At 48.6% G+C, this 17,703-nt stretch carries 16 protein-coding genes; 2 read left to right on the forward strand and 14 right to left on the reverse strand.

Features of this window, described 5'->3' with window-relative positions; genetic code table 11:
• Window positions 1-8: 8 nt before the first annotated feature.
• From GPK49_RS04745 to GPK49_RS04790, 10 genes are all read right to left on the reverse strand, one after another.
• The gene (locus GPK49_RS04745) at window positions 9-1,478 is read right to left on the reverse strand and encodes a complex I subunit 5 family protein (protein WP_215676904.1); all 1,470 of its coding nucleotides are present in this window, start codon (window positions 1,476-1,478) and stop codon (window positions 9-11) included.
• Window positions 1,479-1,499: 21 nt separating this feature from the next.
• Window positions 1,500-3,017, reverse strand: a complete 1,518-nt coding sequence (locus GPK49_RS04750; RefSeq protein ID WP_215676905.1) for a proton-conducting transporter transmembrane domain-containing protein — start codon at window positions 3,015-3,017, stop codon at window positions 1,500-1,502.
• A 1-nt stretch (window position 3,018) separates the two neighbouring features.
• Complete coding sequence (locus tag GPK49_RS04755; RefSeq protein ID WP_016408381.1) at window positions 3,019-3,393, reverse strand: sodium:proton antiporter; 375 nt, start codon at window positions 3,391-3,393, stop codon at window positions 3,019-3,021.
• Between the two features lie 2 nt (window positions 3,394-3,395).
• A complete protein-coding gene (mbhE, locus tag GPK49_RS04760) occupies window positions 3,396-4,301 on the reverse strand; it encodes a hydrogen gas-evolving membrane-bound hydrogenase subunit E (protein WP_016408380.1) in 906 nt (301 codons plus the stop codon).
• A 4-nt stretch (window positions 4,302-4,305) separates the two neighbouring features.
• Window positions 4,306-4,569 (reverse strand): hydrogenase subunit MbhD domain-containing protein, encoded by a 264-nt coding sequence (locus GPK49_RS04765; RefSeq protein WP_016408379.1) that lies wholly within the window; start codon window positions 4,567-4,569, stop codon window positions 4,306-4,308.
• Entirely contained in the window at window positions 4,566-4,877 is a 312-nt protein-coding gene (locus GPK49_RS04770) for a cation:proton antiporter (protein WP_016408378.1), read from the reverse strand. The genes GPK49_RS04765 and GPK49_RS04770 overlap by 4 nt, the downstream gene beginning before the upstream one ends.
• Window positions 4,868-5,194, reverse strand: coding sequence for a monovalent cation/H+ antiporter complex subunit F (locus tag GPK49_RS04775; RefSeq protein ID WP_215676906.1), 327 nt, complete (start codon window positions 5,192-5,194; stop codon window positions 4,868-4,870). The genes GPK49_RS04770 and GPK49_RS04775 overlap by 10 nt, the downstream gene beginning before the upstream one ends.
• A gap of 4 nt (window positions 5,195-5,198) precedes the next feature.
• Entirely contained in the window at window positions 5,199-5,663 is a 465-nt protein-coding gene (locus tag GPK49_RS04780; RefSeq protein WP_016408376.1) for a Na+/H+ antiporter subunit E, read from the reverse strand.
• A 25-nt stretch (window positions 5,664-5,688) separates the two neighbouring features.
• Window positions 5,689-6,021, reverse strand: coding sequence for a hypothetical protein (locus tag GPK49_RS04785; RefSeq protein WP_215676907.1), 333 nt, complete (start codon window positions 6,019-6,021; stop codon window positions 5,689-5,691).
• Between the two features lie 149 nt (window positions 6,022-6,170).
• Window positions 6,171-7,499 (reverse strand): APC family permease, encoded by a 1,329-nt coding sequence (locus tag GPK49_RS04790; RefSeq protein ID WP_215676908.1) that lies wholly within the window; start codon window positions 7,497-7,499, stop codon window positions 6,171-6,173.
• Window positions 7,500-8,068: 569 nt separating this feature from the next.
• Here GPK49_RS04790 and GPK49_RS04795 point away from each other — a divergent pair.
• Window positions 8,069-9,604: a polysaccharide biosynthesis protein gene (locus GPK49_RS04795; RefSeq protein ID WP_215676909.1), complete on the forward strand. Its 1,536-nt coding sequence runs from the start codon at window positions 8,069-8,071 to the stop codon at window positions 9,602-9,604.
• A gap of 24 nt (window positions 9,605-9,628) precedes the next feature.
• On the opposite strand, the gene GPK49_RS04800 is transcribed toward GPK49_RS04795, so the two are convergent.
• Entirely contained in the window at window positions 9,629-10,903 is a 1,275-nt protein-coding gene (locus GPK49_RS04800) for a methionine gamma-lyase family protein (RefSeq protein ID WP_215676910.1), read from the reverse strand.
• 115 nt (window positions 10,904-11,018) lie between these two features.
• Window positions 11,019-13,166: a DNA topoisomerase III gene (locus GPK49_RS04805; protein ID WP_215676911.1), complete on the reverse strand. Its 2,148-nt coding sequence runs from the start codon at window positions 13,164-13,166 to the stop codon at window positions 11,019-11,021.
• 240 nt (window positions 13,167-13,406) lie between these two features.
• Between GPK49_RS04805 and GPK49_RS04810 the strand changes: the two genes are divergently transcribed.
• Entirely contained in the window at window positions 13,407-14,291 is an 885-nt protein-coding gene (locus GPK49_RS04810; protein WP_118579491.1) for a DegV family protein, read from the forward strand.
• Between the two features lie 126 nt (window positions 14,292-14,417).
• Here the strand turns inward: GPK49_RS04810 and GPK49_RS04815 are convergent, their stop codons facing one another.
• Window positions 14,418-14,585, reverse strand: coding sequence for a hypothetical protein (locus GPK49_RS04815; RefSeq protein ID WP_170158617.1), 168 nt, complete (start codon window positions 14,583-14,585; stop codon window positions 14,418-14,420).
• A gap of 574 nt (window positions 14,586-15,159) precedes the next feature.
• Window positions 15,160-17,559, reverse strand: a complete 2,400-nt coding sequence (gene pheT, locus GPK49_RS04820; RefSeq protein WP_215676912.1) for a phenylalanine--tRNA ligase subunit beta — start codon at window positions 17,557-17,559, stop codon at window positions 15,160-15,162.
• Between the last annotated feature and the right edge of the window lie 144 nt (window positions 17,560-17,703).

Consider the following 17,703-nt stretch of genomic DNA (forward strand, 5'->3'; position numbering starts at 1 on the left):
CCTTTCCCTTAGAAAATCATTCCGCTGATACTGCGGATTGCCTGCATCAAAGGCGCAGGCATCATGCCAAAGCCGACTACAGCAATACTCAGCAGCACCAGAGGTACCGTCATCAAATAATTCGGCTCCTTCTTCTGCAAGGATGCGTAATCAAAATCCTTGCCGGGGAAGAACCCATTCACTACAATACTCATCAAATAGCCTGCCGTCAGCAGTGCGCTGACCATCAGCACCACTACGCCGACCAGACCAAGCATCCCCGCCTGTGGCAGCAAGCCGCCCTGTGCCAGATACCATTTGCTCACAAAGCCACTTGTGGGCGGAATCCCTATCAGCGAAAGTGCCGCAAGCGCAAACGTCCACATCACAATCGGCATTTCCTTGCCAATGCCCTTCAGCTCGGAAACGTAGGTCTTATGCGTCTTATAGATAATCGCACCTGCACAAAGGAAGAGGATATTCTTTGCAACCGCATGGAATACCACCTGCAGCAGCGCGCCCATAAATCCGGCAGGGCACATCAGCATCAGCCCGAACACAACATACGATACGTTTGAAACCGTGGAATACGCCAGCCGCTTTTTCAGCAGCTTTTCCTTATATGCCAGCATGGAACCCATGAAAATCGTCACAATGGAAAGCACAAGCAAAGCCGTCTGCGCCCAAGTGCCGCGCAGAAAATCCACGCCAAACAGATAATATGTCACACGAATGATAGCAATGATACCGCCCTTCGTAATGATACCGGAAAGCACTGCGGATGCAGGAGAAGGTGCAACGGGGTGCGCCGTCGGCAGCCAAGCATGCAGGGGGAACATACCCGCCTTACAGCCAAAGCCAAGCGCCATCAGGAAGAACACAACCAGAAGCAGGTTTTCATGCCCTGCCACCATCGCCATATCCAGTGTGCCGCCGGGCATAAAGATGGTTGTTCTGCAATAGGTGTTCAGGAAGAAGAACCCCATCAGCCCTAAGCCTGCGCCGAAGAAGGAATACCCCAGATATTTCAAGCCCGCACGCGTTGCCTCAGGTGTACCCGTATGGATAACCAGTGGTGCTGTCAGAATTGTCATAAATTCATAGGACAGATACATCGTCATCATATTTTCGGAGAAGCAAAGACTCATCAATGCCGCCAGAGAAAACGTATAAAACATGAAGAACCGCGCCGGCTTATGCTCATGCTTCATATATTCCATGGAGAACACTGCTGCAATCAGCCAGATGGTACTGATGAGGCAGGCAAAGAATCTTGCCAATCCGTCCGTTTTGTAAACAAGTGCCAATCGGTCAGATATCCGCCAGAGCACGAAGGTTTGCATCTCTCCGCTGCAAAGATACCAGACCAGAGCCGCTTCCACAGCCATTGCAATAAATACCAAGATATTGCGCTGCTTTTCCTCCTTTTGGAAACCAATGATGAGACCAAAAATGAAGGGTAAAATCATCGGGAGCAGCAAAAGTACAGATCCGTTCATTTCTTTCACCTCATTCTCTCATCATAATGCAACCTGAATCAGCTCGATACCCATTTTCATGATTTCGATAATGGGACGATAGCCGATACCCAGTGCCAAATTGACTACAATAAACAGTACCATTGCCATTGCAAACAGCGGAGAATTCTGCACTCTGACTGTTTTTTCCTTTGTCTCAGGGCGAGACCAGATTGCAATAACAGAGGGCAGGAAATACATCGCATTCAGAATCATGGAAATAGCCAGTGCCGCAAGAACCAGAACCAGACGTGTCCCCGTCATTTTTAATGCAGCCTCCGCAAAGTACAGCTTGGAGATGAACCCTGCAAACAGCGGCACACCAATCATGGACATAGCCCCAACGATGAAGGCAACCCCTGCCAGAGGGTTGCGGTAAGCCGCCCCCTTGAGGTTTTCCAGCTGCTCCTTGCCGCCGGCCTCCTCAATAAAGGTACCACAGCAAAGGAAAAGCATAGATTTTGTAACGGCGTGTGCCAGAACATGGAAGCAGGCTGCAAGCATCCCCGCCTCTGAGCCTAAGCCAATCCCCATAAAGATGTAGCCAATCTGTGCCACAGAGGAATATGCCAGCATACGCTTCAGCCGGCTTTCCCGTACGGCATAGAAGGAGCCCATAATCATGCCCAGAACGCCCAGAACGAACAGAACGTCCGCAATTCTCAATTTAACCAGTGTTTCAATGGTAAATACTTCAAATACCAGCTTGATTGCCAGAATGATATATGCCTTCAGCACCAGACCGGACAAAATCCCGTTCGAGGTTGTCATCGTAGAGCCGTAAGCCGTAGGCAGTGCAGAATGGAACGGGAACAGACCGCTCTTGATGCCCAGACCCATAAACATCAGGCTGACTACAATCATCAGCGGGAAATGATACTGCCCTGTTTCCATCAGCATGGCAATCGTTTCCTTCATCTGCGGGAATAAGAGCTGCCCTGTGATGCCATAAAGAATACAAACACCCAGCAGGAACAGACCGGAGCCCATACAGCCGAACACCAGATAATGCGTTGTGCCGACAATTGCCTGCTTTGTCCCTCTTGCCAGAATCAGTGTGCAGGAGGCAATCGTCAGAATCTCAATGAAAACGTAGCCTGTAAACATATCGTTTGTATATGTCATTGCCAGCATTGCGCCATAGGTTGCATTCAGCATAATAAAGTAAAATTTTTGTTTTTCCGGAACAATTTCCTCAAAAATCTGCCTGCTGCCTGCCGTGATGGTTAAAAACATAACCACACTGACCATAACCGCCAGCAACGCCTCCAGAGGCCCGATGCGCAATTCATTGCCCCAAGGTGCAGGAAAATGCCCCATCATAAAGGTATATGCTTCCTGATTTTTCACCACGTTCGCCAGAAGCACAACAGAAAGTATGCCGACAAGCCCTACCATGAAGCCATGCAGATGGCGTGCCGCACGTCCGCTTTTGAGCAGAGGCGTAATGATGCCGCAGAACATCGCAAAAAAGACGCTGAAGAAAGGTATATTATGTACGAGGTTTACATGATGTTCCATATTATTCCCCTTCCTCCTCTCTCATCATTCTCAGGATTTCATCCATATCCAACGAGCCGTAATGCTTATACAGCCGCAGAACCAGAGCAAGAGAGAACGCTGTTACAGATACCGATACAACAATACCCGTCAGAACCAGACCGGCAGGAATGGGGTTGATATAATAATCCGCATCAATAATGCCGTTTGTCAAAATCGGGGCAGTTCTGCCTGCCACATAGCCCTTCGCCGCCAGAAAAAGATAGGTAGCCGTATCCATAATATTCAGACCAATAAACTTTTTAATCAGATTTCTTTGCAGAAGCAGATTCATGAATCCAATGCCAAAAAGAATAACAGAAGCTGCTTCATAATAATTTGTCAACAGTTGACTCATAATCAGACTTCTCCTTTTGTAAATAACGCATAGAACCCATACATCGTACATGCAACAACCAGACCGACACAGATATTCAACGGCAAGATAAAGCCGGAGCTTAGAATTGCACCGGGTGTGCCCTTCGGTACCTCCCAGCCGACATGGTTTGCCCCTGTAAAGAAGGAATAGCTCTTACAGCCGCAATAGGTCAGCAGGCACGCTGCCGTTGTCAAAGTCAGTGTTTTAATCGTAAAGAAGGTCTGCATCTTCTTATGTCCGAATGCCACGGAATACAGAATCAGACCTGCGCCGATGATAGACCCACCGGAAAAGCCGCCGCCGGGAGAAAGATGTCCGTTTAAAACAACATAGATTCCATACAGGATAACCACAGGAGCAAGGCATTTCGCGCCCTTTTTCAGAATCAGCTTGGAATCCTCTGCATCCAGCATTTCGTCCTCCTGCATTTCCTGATCCTCTGCCGCATCAATGTTCTTTTTATCTCTTTGCAGCAGCATCAGCACCGCGATAACCGCCATAAACAGTACATTGGATTCGCCAAAGGTATCAAAGGCACGGTAATCCAGAATCATGCCTGCAACAAAGTTGATTGCGCCTGTTTCCGCAATCCCTTTTTCCAAGTAGCGCGCCGCAACCTCGTTGTTGGTGATGCTGTTCGGGTCGCCAAACATCGGCAGCTCCATAACTACATGCAGCATAACTGCAATGAATACCACCGTAACGAAAACGGAAAGCACACAATACAGGGTTACATTGGAGCGAATGTCTCCAATCGGAAAAATTCTTTCTTCATAAATAAACTCTTTTTTCTCTTTTTTGGAGATAATTTCATCTGCATCGAGAAGCACCTCGTCCCCGTCAATCCAACGTTTCAATTTCTCCCAAAACGATTTTTCTTCTTTCATCTCATCACCCCTCCCTTGTGCCTTTCAGTGCGTGAACCTTCTTCAGCGTCAGGAAGAACAGTACCGTATCAATCCCTGCGCCAACAGCCGCCTCTGTGATAGCCAGGTCGGGAGATTCCAGAAAAAGCCACACAATTGCCATAACGGAGCTATACCCCATGAAAACGATAACCGCCATAAAAAGCTTTCTTGTTACAGAAACGCCGATGGCACTGGCAATGAGAAAAATAACCAAAATCATCTGAATGGTAACGCTAAAATCGCTCATCTGTCCTTCATCCTTTCTTCACAGTCTTTGTTTGTCAGAAGCTCTACCTTCGCAATCAGGTGTGTCGAAATGGGACTGGATAGCCAGAAAAACAGAATGATAAGGGCATATTTTGCCATGTGGAAAATATCCTGCCCTAAAATCAGAAGACCTAATACAACAAAGAAAATTCCCATGGTATCCCCTAAGGCTGCTGCGTGCATACGGTTCATCGCATATTTAAAGCGATAAATCCCCAGAATCGAACAAAGGAACACAAACAGCCCTATAAAAATGCAGATTGCTGCAATGATTTCTCTTATTGACATTTTTCCTCTGCCTCCTTTTCCTTTCTTGCCAGAAACAGCAGACGACCCTTATGATGCAGGGTAACAACGTGACACATCACCACTACCGCCAAGAAGCTCAGCAAGGAATAAACCAGAGAAACATCCACCAGAGAGGTTTCGCCCAGATAAGCGGAAAGAATCCCAATCATTACCGTCGTCATGGTACCAATCATGTTAATCGCCACAATACGATCCGTAAAACGAGGCCCTCTGACTGCACGGATAAACGCCAGAATCATGCCGCACGCCAGAACGAACATAGCGATTTCCAGAATAAAATGCATTGTACCGCTCATACGCTCATCCCTCCAACCTTCTCAACTGCTTTACAAAAACGGAATCCTCCAGACCCTCGCCGAATTTTTCCCGATCCAGCGCCTGCACAACATATTCTCCGTTTTCCAATTCCACCGTATAGGTGCCGGGGGTCAGTGTGATGGAATTCGCCAGAGCAACCAAAGAGGCTTCACTTTTCAAATCCGTATGAAACCTTACAAGTGCAGGCTGAATCTCTGCTTTTTTCGGCGAAAAAATAATCTTGATGACATCCACATTCGCCTTGAAAATTTCCCAGAGCAAAACAAAGGCATATTTCAGATAAAGAGGAATCTTTTTCACAAGAACCTTCTCTCTCTGAAAGCTGTAGCCCATGTACTTGCAGATAAACCAATAAAGCCAGCCGCAGATCACTATCCCAAACAGGGCAACTTCCAGCGTTACTCTGCCATTAAAAATAAACCACAGCAGTAACAATAATAAATACATTGAACCATCCTTCCCTCAAAAGCATTTACTTCCCTTCTGTTTCCATGAAAATGCCGTTTCCTTCTGCCGAAAAAGCCGAAATTCCTCCGGCTTTTGTTGAAAATTCAAGCTGAAACTGACATCTGCATTTACTCCAATACAATATATTATCAATGATTATCAAAAAAATGTCAAGACTGTTAGTGGTATCTGACGATATATTTTTTACCATTTTCTTAACACCCTCATTTTTATTGTATATTTTGTATATTCCACCACTAAATTTCGTAGATAAGTCGTACATTTTAGCAGAATTTTCAGCGTATTCTGCATTTGTGCAAAAGGGAAAAAGTTTTGCCTGCTTCGGTTTTATGGGCATTTCCTACCTTTTCCGTCTTCTCAGACAACTTTATTTTCACAAACAAAAGGCGTATCCCCTCCGAACCGCCTAGTTCAGAAAGAATACGCCTTTGAAGCCTTTCATAAGCAAATATTTTTAATTTATGGAACGAAATCGTTCAGACTGCCTTATGCCGCTTTCTTCTTTGTGAAGATTGCACGAACGGGCAATCCAATCAGTACCAGAATGATACCGCCTACAGCAACCTTTCTTGCATCAGGACCTGCCATGAACAGCTGGTTCAGCAGAACATACAGACCGGAAACGATTGCGATGATAGGAATTACAGGGTATGCAGGTACCTTGTAAGTACGTTCCAGATCGGGTGCTTGTTTTCTGTAAGCCATAACTGCCAGGAATGTCAGTGTGTAGAATACCCAGCCAACGAATGTACCAAGGTTTGTCAGCAGGTCGAACTGACCTGTCAGTGCATAAATTGCACCCAGAATACCAATCAGGAAAATGCAGTTGATGGGAACGCCTGTGCCGGAGATTTTGGACAGAGCCTTGCTGCCGGGCAGGTCACCCTGTTCTGCCATGTACAGTGCTGTACGGGAACCGGACAGGATAAAGCCGTTGCATGCGCCGCCGGCAGAAATCATGATACCAACGGATACGATTTTACCACCCATGTTGCCGAAGATCTGCATTGCTACTGCGGATGCAGGGGATTCCAGATTCATCATTACATCAGCAGGCAGTACCCACAGGTAAGCCAGGTTGATGATAATATAAACCGCCATAATCAGCGCTACGCCGCCAACGATCGCCTTAGGCAAATCTCTGCCGGGATCTTTCATTTCGCCCGCGATTGCACCTACGTTTGTCCAGCCTTCGTATGCGAACAGAACTGCAATCATCAGCTGCCCCAAAACGGAGCCGAATTTCAGTCCCTCACCCAGCATAGGGTCGAAAATGGGATTGCCGTTGCCTCTGATGAAGCCGAAAATCATAATGAGAACCAGAGGAATCAGCTTTGCTACGGTAAAGATAGTCTGTGCTGCACCGCCAACCTTAGCGCCCATGCAGTTCAGCGCAACCATGATGATGATACATACGATTGCCACAGGAACAACCATGCCGTCGCCCAGGAACAGCTTTGCCTGGTTTGCAACCGCTACTGCCAGTGCCGCAACCAGACCGGGATAGAATACAACAGTCTGCATCCAACCGCAGAGATAACCAACCCTGTCACCGAATACCTTTTTCAGATATACGGGCATACCGCCTGTTTCGGGAATCAAGATTGCGATTTCGGCAAATGTCATTGCCGCACACAGGCAAACCAGAGAGGTTACCACCCATGCGATGATTGCCAGACCGGGCGCACCGCCTGTTGCTGTGTAGATTGCTGTGGGTTTGAAGAATACACCGGAACCGATTACGCAGCCGACTACTGTAGCCATCGCAGCGCCCATGCCGAGCTCCTTCTTCATTTCGTTGTTGTTGTTACTCATTTCTTCCTTCCTCCTTTTTAGGGTATGCGCTGAAACCATCGGTGCTTCTGTAACGCAGGCAATAAATAATGCTGATAAAATAATTCCGTTTTTGCCTGCACAGAAATGCTTCCGTCAGTTTTCCAGCAAGTGAAGCACGTTCCGAAGCATCACACAAAAGCTTCTCTGCGGCAACCGGCTCTTGGGGAAAAACGGCTCTTTTTTTTCCCGTCCGCAGCAGAATTTCATTTGTTTTTGTAAGAAATGAATGAAATAAATTCACTTCTTCCTTCGGCTATATGCTCTTTGTGAGTAGATTATATCGCTCAAAGAAATTGTTGTCAATACATTTCAATGAATTTTTTTATCGCCCTTGCAAAATTGTTTATTATAACGTACGAAAATCATAAGAATATTTGTTTTTCAGTCTTTTTGACGGTTTATATGCGAAATATTCGTATCATTTTCTACCTTTTTCTTCCAAAAAAGCATTACTTTTGTTCAGTCAAATCCCCGTTTTCTCCTTGTTTCCCTTCTATTTCCTGTCCTCTTGTCATATAAGTAAAAGAACCCCCTTCGGAGGCTTTGCCATGAGCAGAAAAAATATCATCACCGGAACCCTTATCCTGACCTGTGCCAATCTCATTACAAAATGTATGGGTTTTTTCTATCGTGTTTTCATGTCAAACGCCATCGGCGCAGAGGGCATGGGGCTGTATCAGCTGATTCTGCCGCTGTATATGCTTGCATGGAGCATCACCTCTGCCGGCTTCACCACAACCATTTCCCACCTTGTCGCGCAGGAATACATCCGCGGACAGAATGGGAATATCGGGCGCATTGTCAAGCAGGCGGTCTGCCTTTCCCTCTGTGCAAGTGCGGCTGTCAGCTGTGTCCTGTTTTTCGGCGCGGATAGCATCGCCCTTTCTATGCTCAGGGATAGGCGCGCCGCTTTTTCCCTGCGCCTTTTGGCATTGGCTGTGCCGTTTATGGCAGCAAGCTCCTGCTTTCGCGGCTTCTTCCTCGGCATACAGGAGACACTCGTCCCTGCCTTTTCACAGGTGCTGGAGCAAACCGTCCGTATCCTGACGATTTATTTTCTGGCAGGCATTTTTGTCCCACGCGGGCTCAGCTATGCCTGCGGTGCCGCCGTCTGCGGCATCCTGTTCGGGGAACTGCTTTCCTGCGGCTTTACCGTCTGGAATTATTTCCATTATAAAAGGAAGCATAAATTTATACGCAAGCCCACGCTGTCCTCTCCTGCCGTCCTTGCCATGATTTTAAGCACCGCCCTGCCGCTTTCCGCAAGCCGCATTGCCGGCTCACTCCTTTCCACCGTTGAAAATCTCCTGATTCCCAGACAGCTGCAGCTCCACGGGCAGAATACCGTCCAAGCCCTCTCCACCTACGGTGAGCTGACAGGGATGGCAATGCCCCTTGTTCTCCTGCCCTCCGCCTGCCTGATGGCAGCATCCGTTTCCCTCGTGCCGGAAATTTCCGAGGCCTGCGCCGTCAGGCAGGATACCCGCATCAGCAAAACCGTTTCCGCCACCTTCCTCTTTACCTCTGTCATTGGGTTCGGGGCGGCGGCGCTGTTTGCCGTTTTTCCACACGAAATCTGCTATATCGTCTATGACCGCGCGGCATTGGGGCAGGTGCTGTTTCCGCTCGCCTTCCTCTGTCCTCTGCTTTATGCGCAGACCACCCTTCACGGACTTCTGAATGGCTTGGGAGAGCAGCTTTTCCTTTTCCGCAACAACATTCTTTCCTCCTGCATCAGCATCGCCGTCATCTGGTTCTGCATGCCTGCCTATGGCGTGGCGGCGTTTCTGGGCGGCTGGTTTCTCAGCCTGCTGTTTTCCGTCAGCTGCTCCCTGCACCGCCTCTGGAAGCGCACCGCCGTTCTGCCCTCCTGCCGCAGCTGCTTTTTCAAACCTTTGCTTGCCGGTGCGGCCGCCGGGCTGATAACAAAATACTGTATCCGCATTTTTGCCCCGTCCAAGCTGCTGTTCCTCGGCTCGCTCTGCGGCATGGGGATTCTGTATCTCCTGTTTCTTTTTCTCCTCGGCTGTCTGGATAAAAGGATGCTCTCCTTGCTTTTGGGCAAAAAAACAGGCGGTCGGTAAATCCGACCACCTTCTGATTTTGATTTATATCTTTACCAATCCTTTTTCATATAGCTTCTGCAAGCTCATCAGAATCCCCGTTTTCGCATGGAACCACGTCAGTCCGCCTTGGAAATAAACGGAATAGGGTGCTCTGATTGGACCATCCGCACTCAGTTCAATCGAGGAGCCTTGGATAAATGCCCCTGCCGCCATGATGACATCGCAGTTATACCCCGGCATCGCATAGGGAATCGGCGTAACATAGCTGTCCACAGGGGCCGCCGCCTGAATCCCCTGACAGAATGCCTCCATTGCCTCGGCACTGCCCAGCTCCACCGCCTGAATGATATCATGACGGGACTCTGTGCCGTTGGGAATCACGCAGAAACCCAGCTTTTCATACACATTCGCCGCAAAAACAGCCCCCTTCAATGCCCCTGCCGTAACCGTAGGGGAAAGGAAAAAGCCTTGATACAGCGCACGGTTCAGATCCAGAGAGGCACCGACCTCCTGCCCCAGACCGGGTGCGCTCAAACGGTATGCGCATCTGTCAATGCAGCTTTGCTTGCCGCAGATATAGCCGCCGATAGGAGCCAGACCGCCGCCGGGATTTTTAATCAAAGAGCCGACAATCATATCTGCCCCCACGTTGGAAGGCTCAATCACATCCACAAATTCACCGTAGCAGTTATCCACCATGCAAATCACATCAGGCTTGATTTCCTTAATAAATGCAATCAGCTCCCCAATCTGCTTCACAGAAAAGGTCGGGCGCATGGCATAGCCCTTGGAACGCTGAATCGTCACCAGCTTTGTCTTTTCGTTGATGGCTTCTCTGATGGCAGGATAGTCAAATGTCCCATCCTCCATAAGCTCCACCTGTCTGTAGCTGACCCCGTATTCCATCAGAGAGCAGGCAGAGGGCACTGTCCCAATGACGTTTTCCAGTGTATCATACGGCTTGCCGACAGGGGAAAGCAGTTCATCTCCGGGCAGAAGGTTCGCACTCAGCGCGATTGCCAGTGCATGTGTGCCGCAGGTAATCTGGGGGCGCACCAGAGCCGCCTCTGTCCCGAAGCAGCGCGCATACACCTTTTCCAGCTTATCGCGCCCGTTGTCATTGTAGCCATAGCCCGTCGAGCCCGCAAAGCAGGTACCATCCACGCGTTCCTCCTGCATGGCACGCAGTACCTTCGCCTGATTATATTCCGCCACCGCGTCAATTTTTTCAAAGCGTTCCTTTAAATCCTTTAAAACCGCATTGCCAAAGGCTTCTACCTCCGCAGAAATCCCCAGCATACTGTAAATCTGTTCCATGTTCTTCTCCAATCCTTACTATCTTTCCAATCTATTTCAGAAATTTTTTCTCACAATTTAAAATCATATCAAATCTTTTTTCTTCTTTCAACTCTTTCTTTCTCCTGATTTCGACTTAAGCGTTCTCTCTTGTAAAATCCATCAGCTCTATCTGTCCGCCCTTGTCCTTGTTCAGAATCAGAACCGCCGTTCCCTTCTCGCCCGTCTGCGGCAGTGTCACCGCCACGCGCTCGGATTTGTTCTTTTTCAGCAGCAGCTTCACCATACCGCCGTCCAGCTCCAGACCGTATGGCTTCAGGCTGTCCTTCCAGAGCGAAAATTTGCAGCCGCTTTTCCATCCTGCGCAATAAAAGGATTTTGAATTTTCCAGAATATCCCGTCCGCAGAAAGGGCATTTCCCAAAGGCATTTGTTTTGCGGCGTTTTCCGCGCACCTGCTCCTCAGGGAAGATAACATCCGCCCGTCTGCCCGATGCCGCATCCTGTATCAGAAACTGCACATAGCGGCGAATACTTGCCATAAAGCGTTCCTCCGTCATTTTGCCCTTTGCAATCGAGGAAAGTCCTTTTTCCCATTTGCCCGTGGTCTGCGGCGAGCGCATCTCCTGCGGCACAACCTCAATCAGCTTTCTGCCCTTTTCCGTCGGCAGAAGGGTTTTCCCCTTTCTCGTCAGATATCCCACCGTCAGCAGTCGCTCAATGATGGCAGCTCTTGTCGCAGGTGTGCCTAAGCCGCTGTCCTTCATCTGCTCCTTGAGTGCTTCGTCCTCCACAAACCGTCCTGCGTTTTCCATCGCAGAAAGCAGGCTGCTTTCCGTATAGGGTGCAGGCGGCTTCGTCTTTTTCCGCAGCAGCTCCATGCTGCGAATCGCCCGCACCTCACCCTCCTGCAAGGGCGGCAGCTTCTGCTCCTCCTCGTTCTTTGCCTTTTTCTTCTTCGTTGCAGTCGGCACCAGTGCCTTTTCCACTGCCTGCCAGCCCTCCTCCAGAACAACCGTCCCCTTGGAAAGAAAGCGTTCCTGCTCCGCCTCGGCGTAAACCTTCGTCACCTCATAGCGATAATACGGATAAAACACCGCCAGAAAACGTGCCGCCACCAGAGAAAACACCTTTCTCTCATCCTCGGAAAGGCTTTCGGGGCGCAGCTTCCCATCCGTCGGGATGATGGCATGGTGGTCTGTCACCTTCGCATTGTCAATGATACGCTTCGTGAATCGGATTTCCTGCATAAGCGGCTCCGCATAGGGCGCGTATTCCTCCAACGCCTGCAAGCGGTGAATCGTACTTTTCACCTTTCCCTTCATGTCCTCGCTCAGGTAGCGGCTGTCCGTTCTGGGGTAGGTAATCATTTTTCGCTTTTCATACAGGCTCTGCGCGATGTCCAGTGTCTTTTTCGCGGAAAACCCGAACTTTCGGTTACATTCCCTCTGCAATTCCGTCAAATCATAAAGCAGGGGCGGCGGCGTTTTCTTTTCTTCCTTTTCCACCTTTGTAATCGTGGCAGGCTTGCCGTTTGTTTTCGCAAGAATCGCCTGCGCCGCGTCCTCCCTGTCGATACGGGTATGCTCCTCCCTGTCAATCCAAAGCCCCGTATAGCCGCCGAAGTCTGCCTGTACTTCAAAATAATCCTCCGCCGTAAAGGCATCGATTTCCTTCTGCCGCTCCACAATCAACGCCAGTGTCGGTGTCTGCACACGCCCAATGCTCAGAAGCGCGTGATATTGCAGGGTATACGCCCGCGTGGCGTTCATCCCTACCAGCCAGTCCGCCTCACTCCTGCATTTCGCGGAGGTGTATAATAAATCGTATTCTCTGCCGTCCTTCAGCGTTGCAAAACCTTCCTTGATGGCCTCCTCCGTCATGCTGCTGATCCAGAGCCGCCGAAACGGCTTTTTGCATTTCGTAATCTCATAAATATAGCGGAAAATCAGCTCCCCTTCTCTCCCACTATCCGTTGCACAGATTAAGCTGTCAATCTCCCTTTTGTGCATCCAGCTGTGCAGAATCTTTAGCTGGTCTCTCGTCTGTTTGATTGCTTTCAGCTGCATTTCCTCAGGAAGAATCGGCAGCGTGGAAAAATTCCATTTCTTGTATTTCTCGTCATATTCCTCCGGCTCCGCAAGCGTCACCAGATGCCCGACCGCCCAGGAAACCACATAGCGCTCCCCGATAAGACAACCTTCTCCCTTCTGCTTTGCCTGCAAAACCTTTGCAATGTCCCTTGCCACAGAGGGCTTCTCGGCAATGACCAGAATCTTTCCCATCTCTGTTTCCTCCCTTCCGTTTTCTTCATGCCTACAAATGATACCATCTTCTTCGGAAATTGGCAAATCCTACAATAAAAACCACTTCCGCACAGCAGAATAACACAACATCTGGTATGCTTTACTACGTCAGTGTGACAGTGTTTTTTATTGACAACGCCCAAAATACAAAGTAAAATAAACCGATAGAAAGACTAATTCAAAATCGATTTTATAGATTTCAAATGGAGGAATAGCTCTATGTCTACATATAAAATACTTTCCGATACCTCCTGCGATATTCCTGCCGCCGTGCTGGAACAGCTGGATGTAACCTACGTCCCCTTTCATGTTTCCTTTGATACGGTAAATTACCTAAAGGAATTGCAGGATATTACCCCCGATGAATTTTACGATAAAATCAATGCCGATAAGCTCTATCCGAAAACCTCTCTGCCCTCTGTGCAGGATTACATGGATGCCATGGAACCCGTTTTAAAGGAAGGTAAGGATGTTTTCTGTATCTGTCTTACGGCAAATTTCAGCGGCTCCTATCAGAGCGGCGTAAATGCGGCAAATATCCTCAGCGAAGCCTATCCCGAGCGCAAAATCATCGTTTTGGATAGTGCCTGTGTCACAGGCTCGCAGGGGCTTCTGGTCTACGAAGCATGCCGCATGCGCGATGCCGGCTATTCTATGGAAGAACTGCTTGCCGTTCTGGATAAGCAAAAATATATGACAAAAATCAACTTCACCGTCGATTCTCTGGATTATCTCCAGAAGGGCGGCAGAATCGGCAAAGCCGCCGCTCTGGCAGGCGCGATTCTGAATATTAAGCCGATTATCGTCATGCGCGATGGCGAACTGTATCCCGAAAGCAAGGTGCGCGGGCATAAAAAAGCGCTCAAAACCATCATGGATATGACAAGAAACGAAATCGACAGCGAGAAGGAACACTATCGCGTGCTGTTGGTGCGTGGGGAAAAGGAACGCCACGCCACCGTAGAAGAAATGCGCCAGACCCTCTTGGCAGAAGGCTTCGATGTAATGGATGAAATCTGGCCCGTCGGCATCACCATCGGCACCCATACCGGCCCCACCCCCATCGGTATCTGCTATATTAAAAAATATGAATATGTAAAATAAAATAACAAAAGCCCTCGGAAAGCACTCTCCAAGGGCTGTTTTTTCGCTCTTTTTCATTTCTTCTCTCGTCAGTAAAAAATCCTCTCCAAAAAACGCTCTCCGCTTTTCAGAATCCTGTCGGCAATCTCATTTTTCCTGATTCTCTATCGTATAAATCACGCAGGCAATTCCGGCAATCACGGAAAATAAAACCGCACCGCCCATTGCCTCATCTATTCTAATGCCCACGAAAAAACCAATCAAGCCCGCAATCAGCATCACAAAAATAGAAACAATCATTCTAAATAAACGCATACCTGCACCCCCTGCCGCCATTCCATTTCTTTTTACTATTATTTACACTATTTCGCAAATGGATTCTTCTAACCTCTTTAGGCGCACCTGCGCCGCTTTTCTCCCTGCCGTTTCCGGCTCGTGGGGAAGGGTTTGGAAAGGGAAACCTTGTTGCCCTTTCCTCGTCTGTGGAGGTTTGGAACCCATCACGAAACGGGTTCCAAGTTTTTGTTACTTTTTAGCATAAAAAGTAAGGAAGAAATCCTCTGTTTCGCCGCAAAAGTTCCAAACGGGCGAACCGTCCACGTTGTCCAACCTCCTCATTTTGGCGCACCCGCGCCCAACCAGTGCGAAACACTGTTAATTCCATCAAAAAACGCCACAGCATTAGGTGTGTCCCAATAAGAAAACATGAAGAAAATAAAATAGCTGAAAGACTGCGGGTACAAGAAAGTTTCCCGCAGGCATCCTTTGACTTAGGCTGTCAAGGGGAACTGACGCAGTAGCCGTAGCTTTCAGCATTTCAGAATTTATGGTTTCTTATCTGGGCGCACCTTTAGCCATGGCGGTTCTTTCTCTCGGAAATCCCGATTCCTTATTTATCTCTCAGCTGTGCGCCCAGCTCCTCTGCCAAGCCCTTCAAAATCTTATCCATTGCATCTGCAATATCGGCATCTGCCAGTGTCTTTTCCGCACTGCGGAAGGTGATGGAATATGCCACAGATTTATAGCCTGCTTCAATCTGCGCCCCCTGATATACGTCAAAGAGCTTTGCCTCCTCCAGATATGCGCCGCCGTTTTTCTTGATGATATCCGCAATTTCCTTCACGGTTACATCTTCCTTCACCAGCATCGCAATATCTCTTGTCAGTGCGGGGAATTTCGGCAATGCCTGATAAACCACATCTCTGTTTGCATTCGCAATTACCTTTTCCATATCCAGAACAGCCAGATATGCTCTTGTACCAATGCCGTAGTTTTTCAGCACCGCAGGATGCACTTCACCCAAATAACCAATGCTTTCGCCGTTTACGATCACAGAAGCCGTTCTGCCGGGGTGCATCCAAGGCAGTGCCTTTTCTGTCACATATTCTGCCACCTTGCTCATGCCAAGAACGTGCATCAGATGCTCCACAATCCCCTTCAAATCATAGAAATCCATATTGCCGTACATCCCCATGGTCAGTGTGGGAATTTCGTGAGGCAGTTCTGTCAGGGGCAGTGCCTTGGGAATATAAACCTTCGCCACCTCAAACAGCCCTGCGCTTTCGTTTCTTCTGTTGTAGTTGGTTGCCAGAGAGGTCAGAATCCCATTAAAGGAAACCGTTCTCATGATGGAGAAATCCTCACCCAGAGGGTTAGAAATCACAATGGCCTTTCTCAAGTCACTGTCCGCAGGAATCAGCAGCTTGTCAAACACCTTCGGGCTTTCAAAGCTATATGTCATTGCCTCGCACAGACCGTTTGCAATCACAGTATCCTTCACCAGTGCAGTAATGCTCTGCGCATAGGTTCTCTTGCCAACCGTAGGTGTGCCGGAAGCCAGTGTTGCTTCAATCTTATTGTAGCCGTAGAAGCGTGCAATTTCCTCTGCCAGGTCTGCCTGTGCCTCCAAATCGGGACGGAAGGTAGGAATCGTTACAATATGGTTTACAGGGTCAACCTTCAATTCGATTTTTTCAAAAATCTTCTGCATTTCTTCTTCGGAAATGCTTGTCCCAAGGAATTTGTTAATCCATGCAGGGTTGTAGGCAAGCTGCCAAGGCTCTCTCTTGTTGGGATATTCATCCACAACGCCGGGCACAACCTCACCTGCCTCCAGAAGCTCCACCAGCTGCACCGCGCGGTTCACTGCCTCCAGTGCCAGATTGGGGTCAAGTCCCTTTTCAAACTTGCTGGATGCGTCTGTACGCAGACCAACCTTTTTCGCTGTGATACGCACGTTCGGACCGTCAAAGTTTGCGGATTCAAACAGCACCGCCTGAGAGCCTTCCACAATCATGGAATTTTCGCCGCCCATTACGCCTGCAATCGCAACTGCCTTTTCGGGGTCGGCAATCACAAGCATGGAGGGATCAAGGCTTCTCACCTGTCCGTCCAGTGTTGTAATGGTTTCGCCCTCTTTTGCGTTTCTTACAATAATATGGCTGTCCTTGATGGTTTCGATGGAGAATGCATGCATCGGCTGTCCCATTTCAATCATCACATAGTTTGTGATATCAACGATATTGTTGATGGGGCGTACACCTGCCATACGCAGTCTTTTTCTCATCCATCTGGGAGAAGGCCCGATTTTTACATTCTTTACCACTCTTGCAACGTATCTGGGGCAAAGTGTAGGGTTCTCAATCGTTACCTTTACAAAATCCTCTGCCTTGCCTTCCGCCTTTTCTGCCACTTTAATTTCGGGATAATGGAAGGGAATATCATAGGTTGCGGCAGCCTCTCTTGCAATCCCCAAAACAGAGAAGCAGTCAGGTCTGTTGGAGGTAATTTCGTATTCCACCACTTCATCCTTCAAATCCAGCACTTCTACAATATCCTTACCCAATTCTACGGGTTCGGGGAAAATATAGATGCCGTATTCGGGTGCTTCTGGGAAATCGTGTCTATCGCAGCCCAGCTCCTCCACAGAGCAGAGCATCCCTTCGGAAACAACCCCACGCAGCTCGCCTGTGTGGATTTCCTTGCCGCCTGCGATAACAGAATTGTTCAGCGCAACAGGTACATAATCTCCCACTCTCACATTGGGTGCGCCGGTAACAATCGTTAAGTCCCTGCCCTGCCCTGCATCAATCGTGCAGATCACCAGCTTATCGGCATCGGGGTGCTTTACGATTTCCTTGATATAGCCTGTCACTACGTTTTTAATTTCGCCGGCTACGGTTGTGTAGCCCTCTACTTTGGAACCGGACAACGTGATATCCTCAATAAAATCCTTGATATCCGCTGTAACGGGTGCATATTCTTTCATCCAAGACATAGGTACGTCCATGAAATTAACTCTCCTTTCTTTTTCTCCGAGGACGCTGTCCTCAGACTCCTGCAAGGGGATTCCTCTCTTTGCAGACAGATATATTCAACTTGAATCCTGTTTTTGTTCTCATCACCTCGTGGGGTGTGGGTACGCACCGCCGAA

The organism is Clostridium sp. MCC345 (assembly GCF_018785345.1).
Lineage (GTDB): Bacteria > Bacillota > Clostridia > Lachnospirales > Anaerotignaceae > Anaerotignum_A > Anaerotignum_A faecicola.

Bases quoted from the DNA above. Each gene is read 5' to 3' on its own strand.
- GPK49_RS04775 (WP_215676906.1), bottom strand. From the start codon at position 5,194: ATGAGCGGTACAATGCATTTTATTCTGGAAATCGCTATGTTCGTTCTG.
- GPK49_RS04790 (WP_215676908.1), bottom strand. From the start codon at position 7,499: ATGAGTAACAACAACAACGAAATGAAGAAGGAGCTCGGCATGGGCGCT.
- GPK49_RS04755 (WP_016408381.1), bottom strand. From the start codon at position 3,393: ATGAGTCAACTGTTGACAAATTATTATGAAGCAGCTTCTGTTATTCTT.
- GPK49_RS04800 (WP_215676910.1), bottom strand. From the start codon at position 10,903: ATGGAACAGATTTACAGTATGCTGGGGATTTCTGCGGAGGTAGAAGCC.
- GPK49_RS04780 (WP_016408376.1), bottom strand. From the start codon at position 5,663: ATGTATTTATTATTGTTACTGCTGTGGTTTATTTTTAATGGCAGAGTA.
- GPK49_RS04795 (WP_215676909.1), top strand. From the start codon at position 8,069: ATGAGCAGAAAAAATATCATCACCGGAACCCTTATCCTGACCTGTGCC.
- GPK49_RS04810 (WP_118579491.1), top strand. From the start codon at position 13,407: ATGTCTACATATAAAATACTTTCCGATACCTCCTGCGATATTCCTGCC.
- GPK49_RS04805 (WP_215676911.1), bottom strand. From the start codon at position 13,166: ATGGGAAAGATTCTGGTCATTGCCGAGAAGCCCTCTGTGGCAAGGGAC.
- GPK49_RS04750 (WP_215676905.1), bottom strand. From the start codon at position 3,017: ATGGAACATCATGTAAACCTCGTACATAATATACCTTTCTTCAGCGTC.
- GPK49_RS04785 (WP_215676907.1), bottom strand. From the start codon at position 6,021: ATGCCCATAAAACCGAAGCAGGCAAAACTTTTTCCCTTTTGCACAAAT.
- mbhE (WP_016408380.1), bottom strand. From the start codon at position 4,301: ATGAAAGAAGAAAAATCGTTTTGGGAGAAATTGAAACGTTGGATTGAC.
- GPK49_RS04770 (WP_016408378.1), bottom strand. From the start codon at position 4,877: ATGTCAATAAGAGAAATCATTGCAGCAATCTGCATTTTTATAGGGCTG.
- pheT (WP_215676912.1), bottom strand. From the start codon at position 17,559: ATGGACGTACCTATGTCTTGGATGAAAGAATATGCACCCGTTACAGCG.
- GPK49_RS04765 (WP_016408379.1), bottom strand. From the start codon at position 4,569: ATGAGCGATTTTAGCGTTACCATTCAGATGATTTTGGTTATTTTTCTC.
- GPK49_RS04815 (WP_170158617.1), bottom strand. From the start codon at position 14,585: ATGCGTTTATTTAGAATGATTGTTTCTATTTTTGTGATGCTGATTGCG.
- GPK49_RS04745 (WP_215676904.1), bottom strand. From the start codon at position 1,478: ATGAACGGATCTGTACTTTTGCTGCTCCCGATGATTTTACCCTTCATT.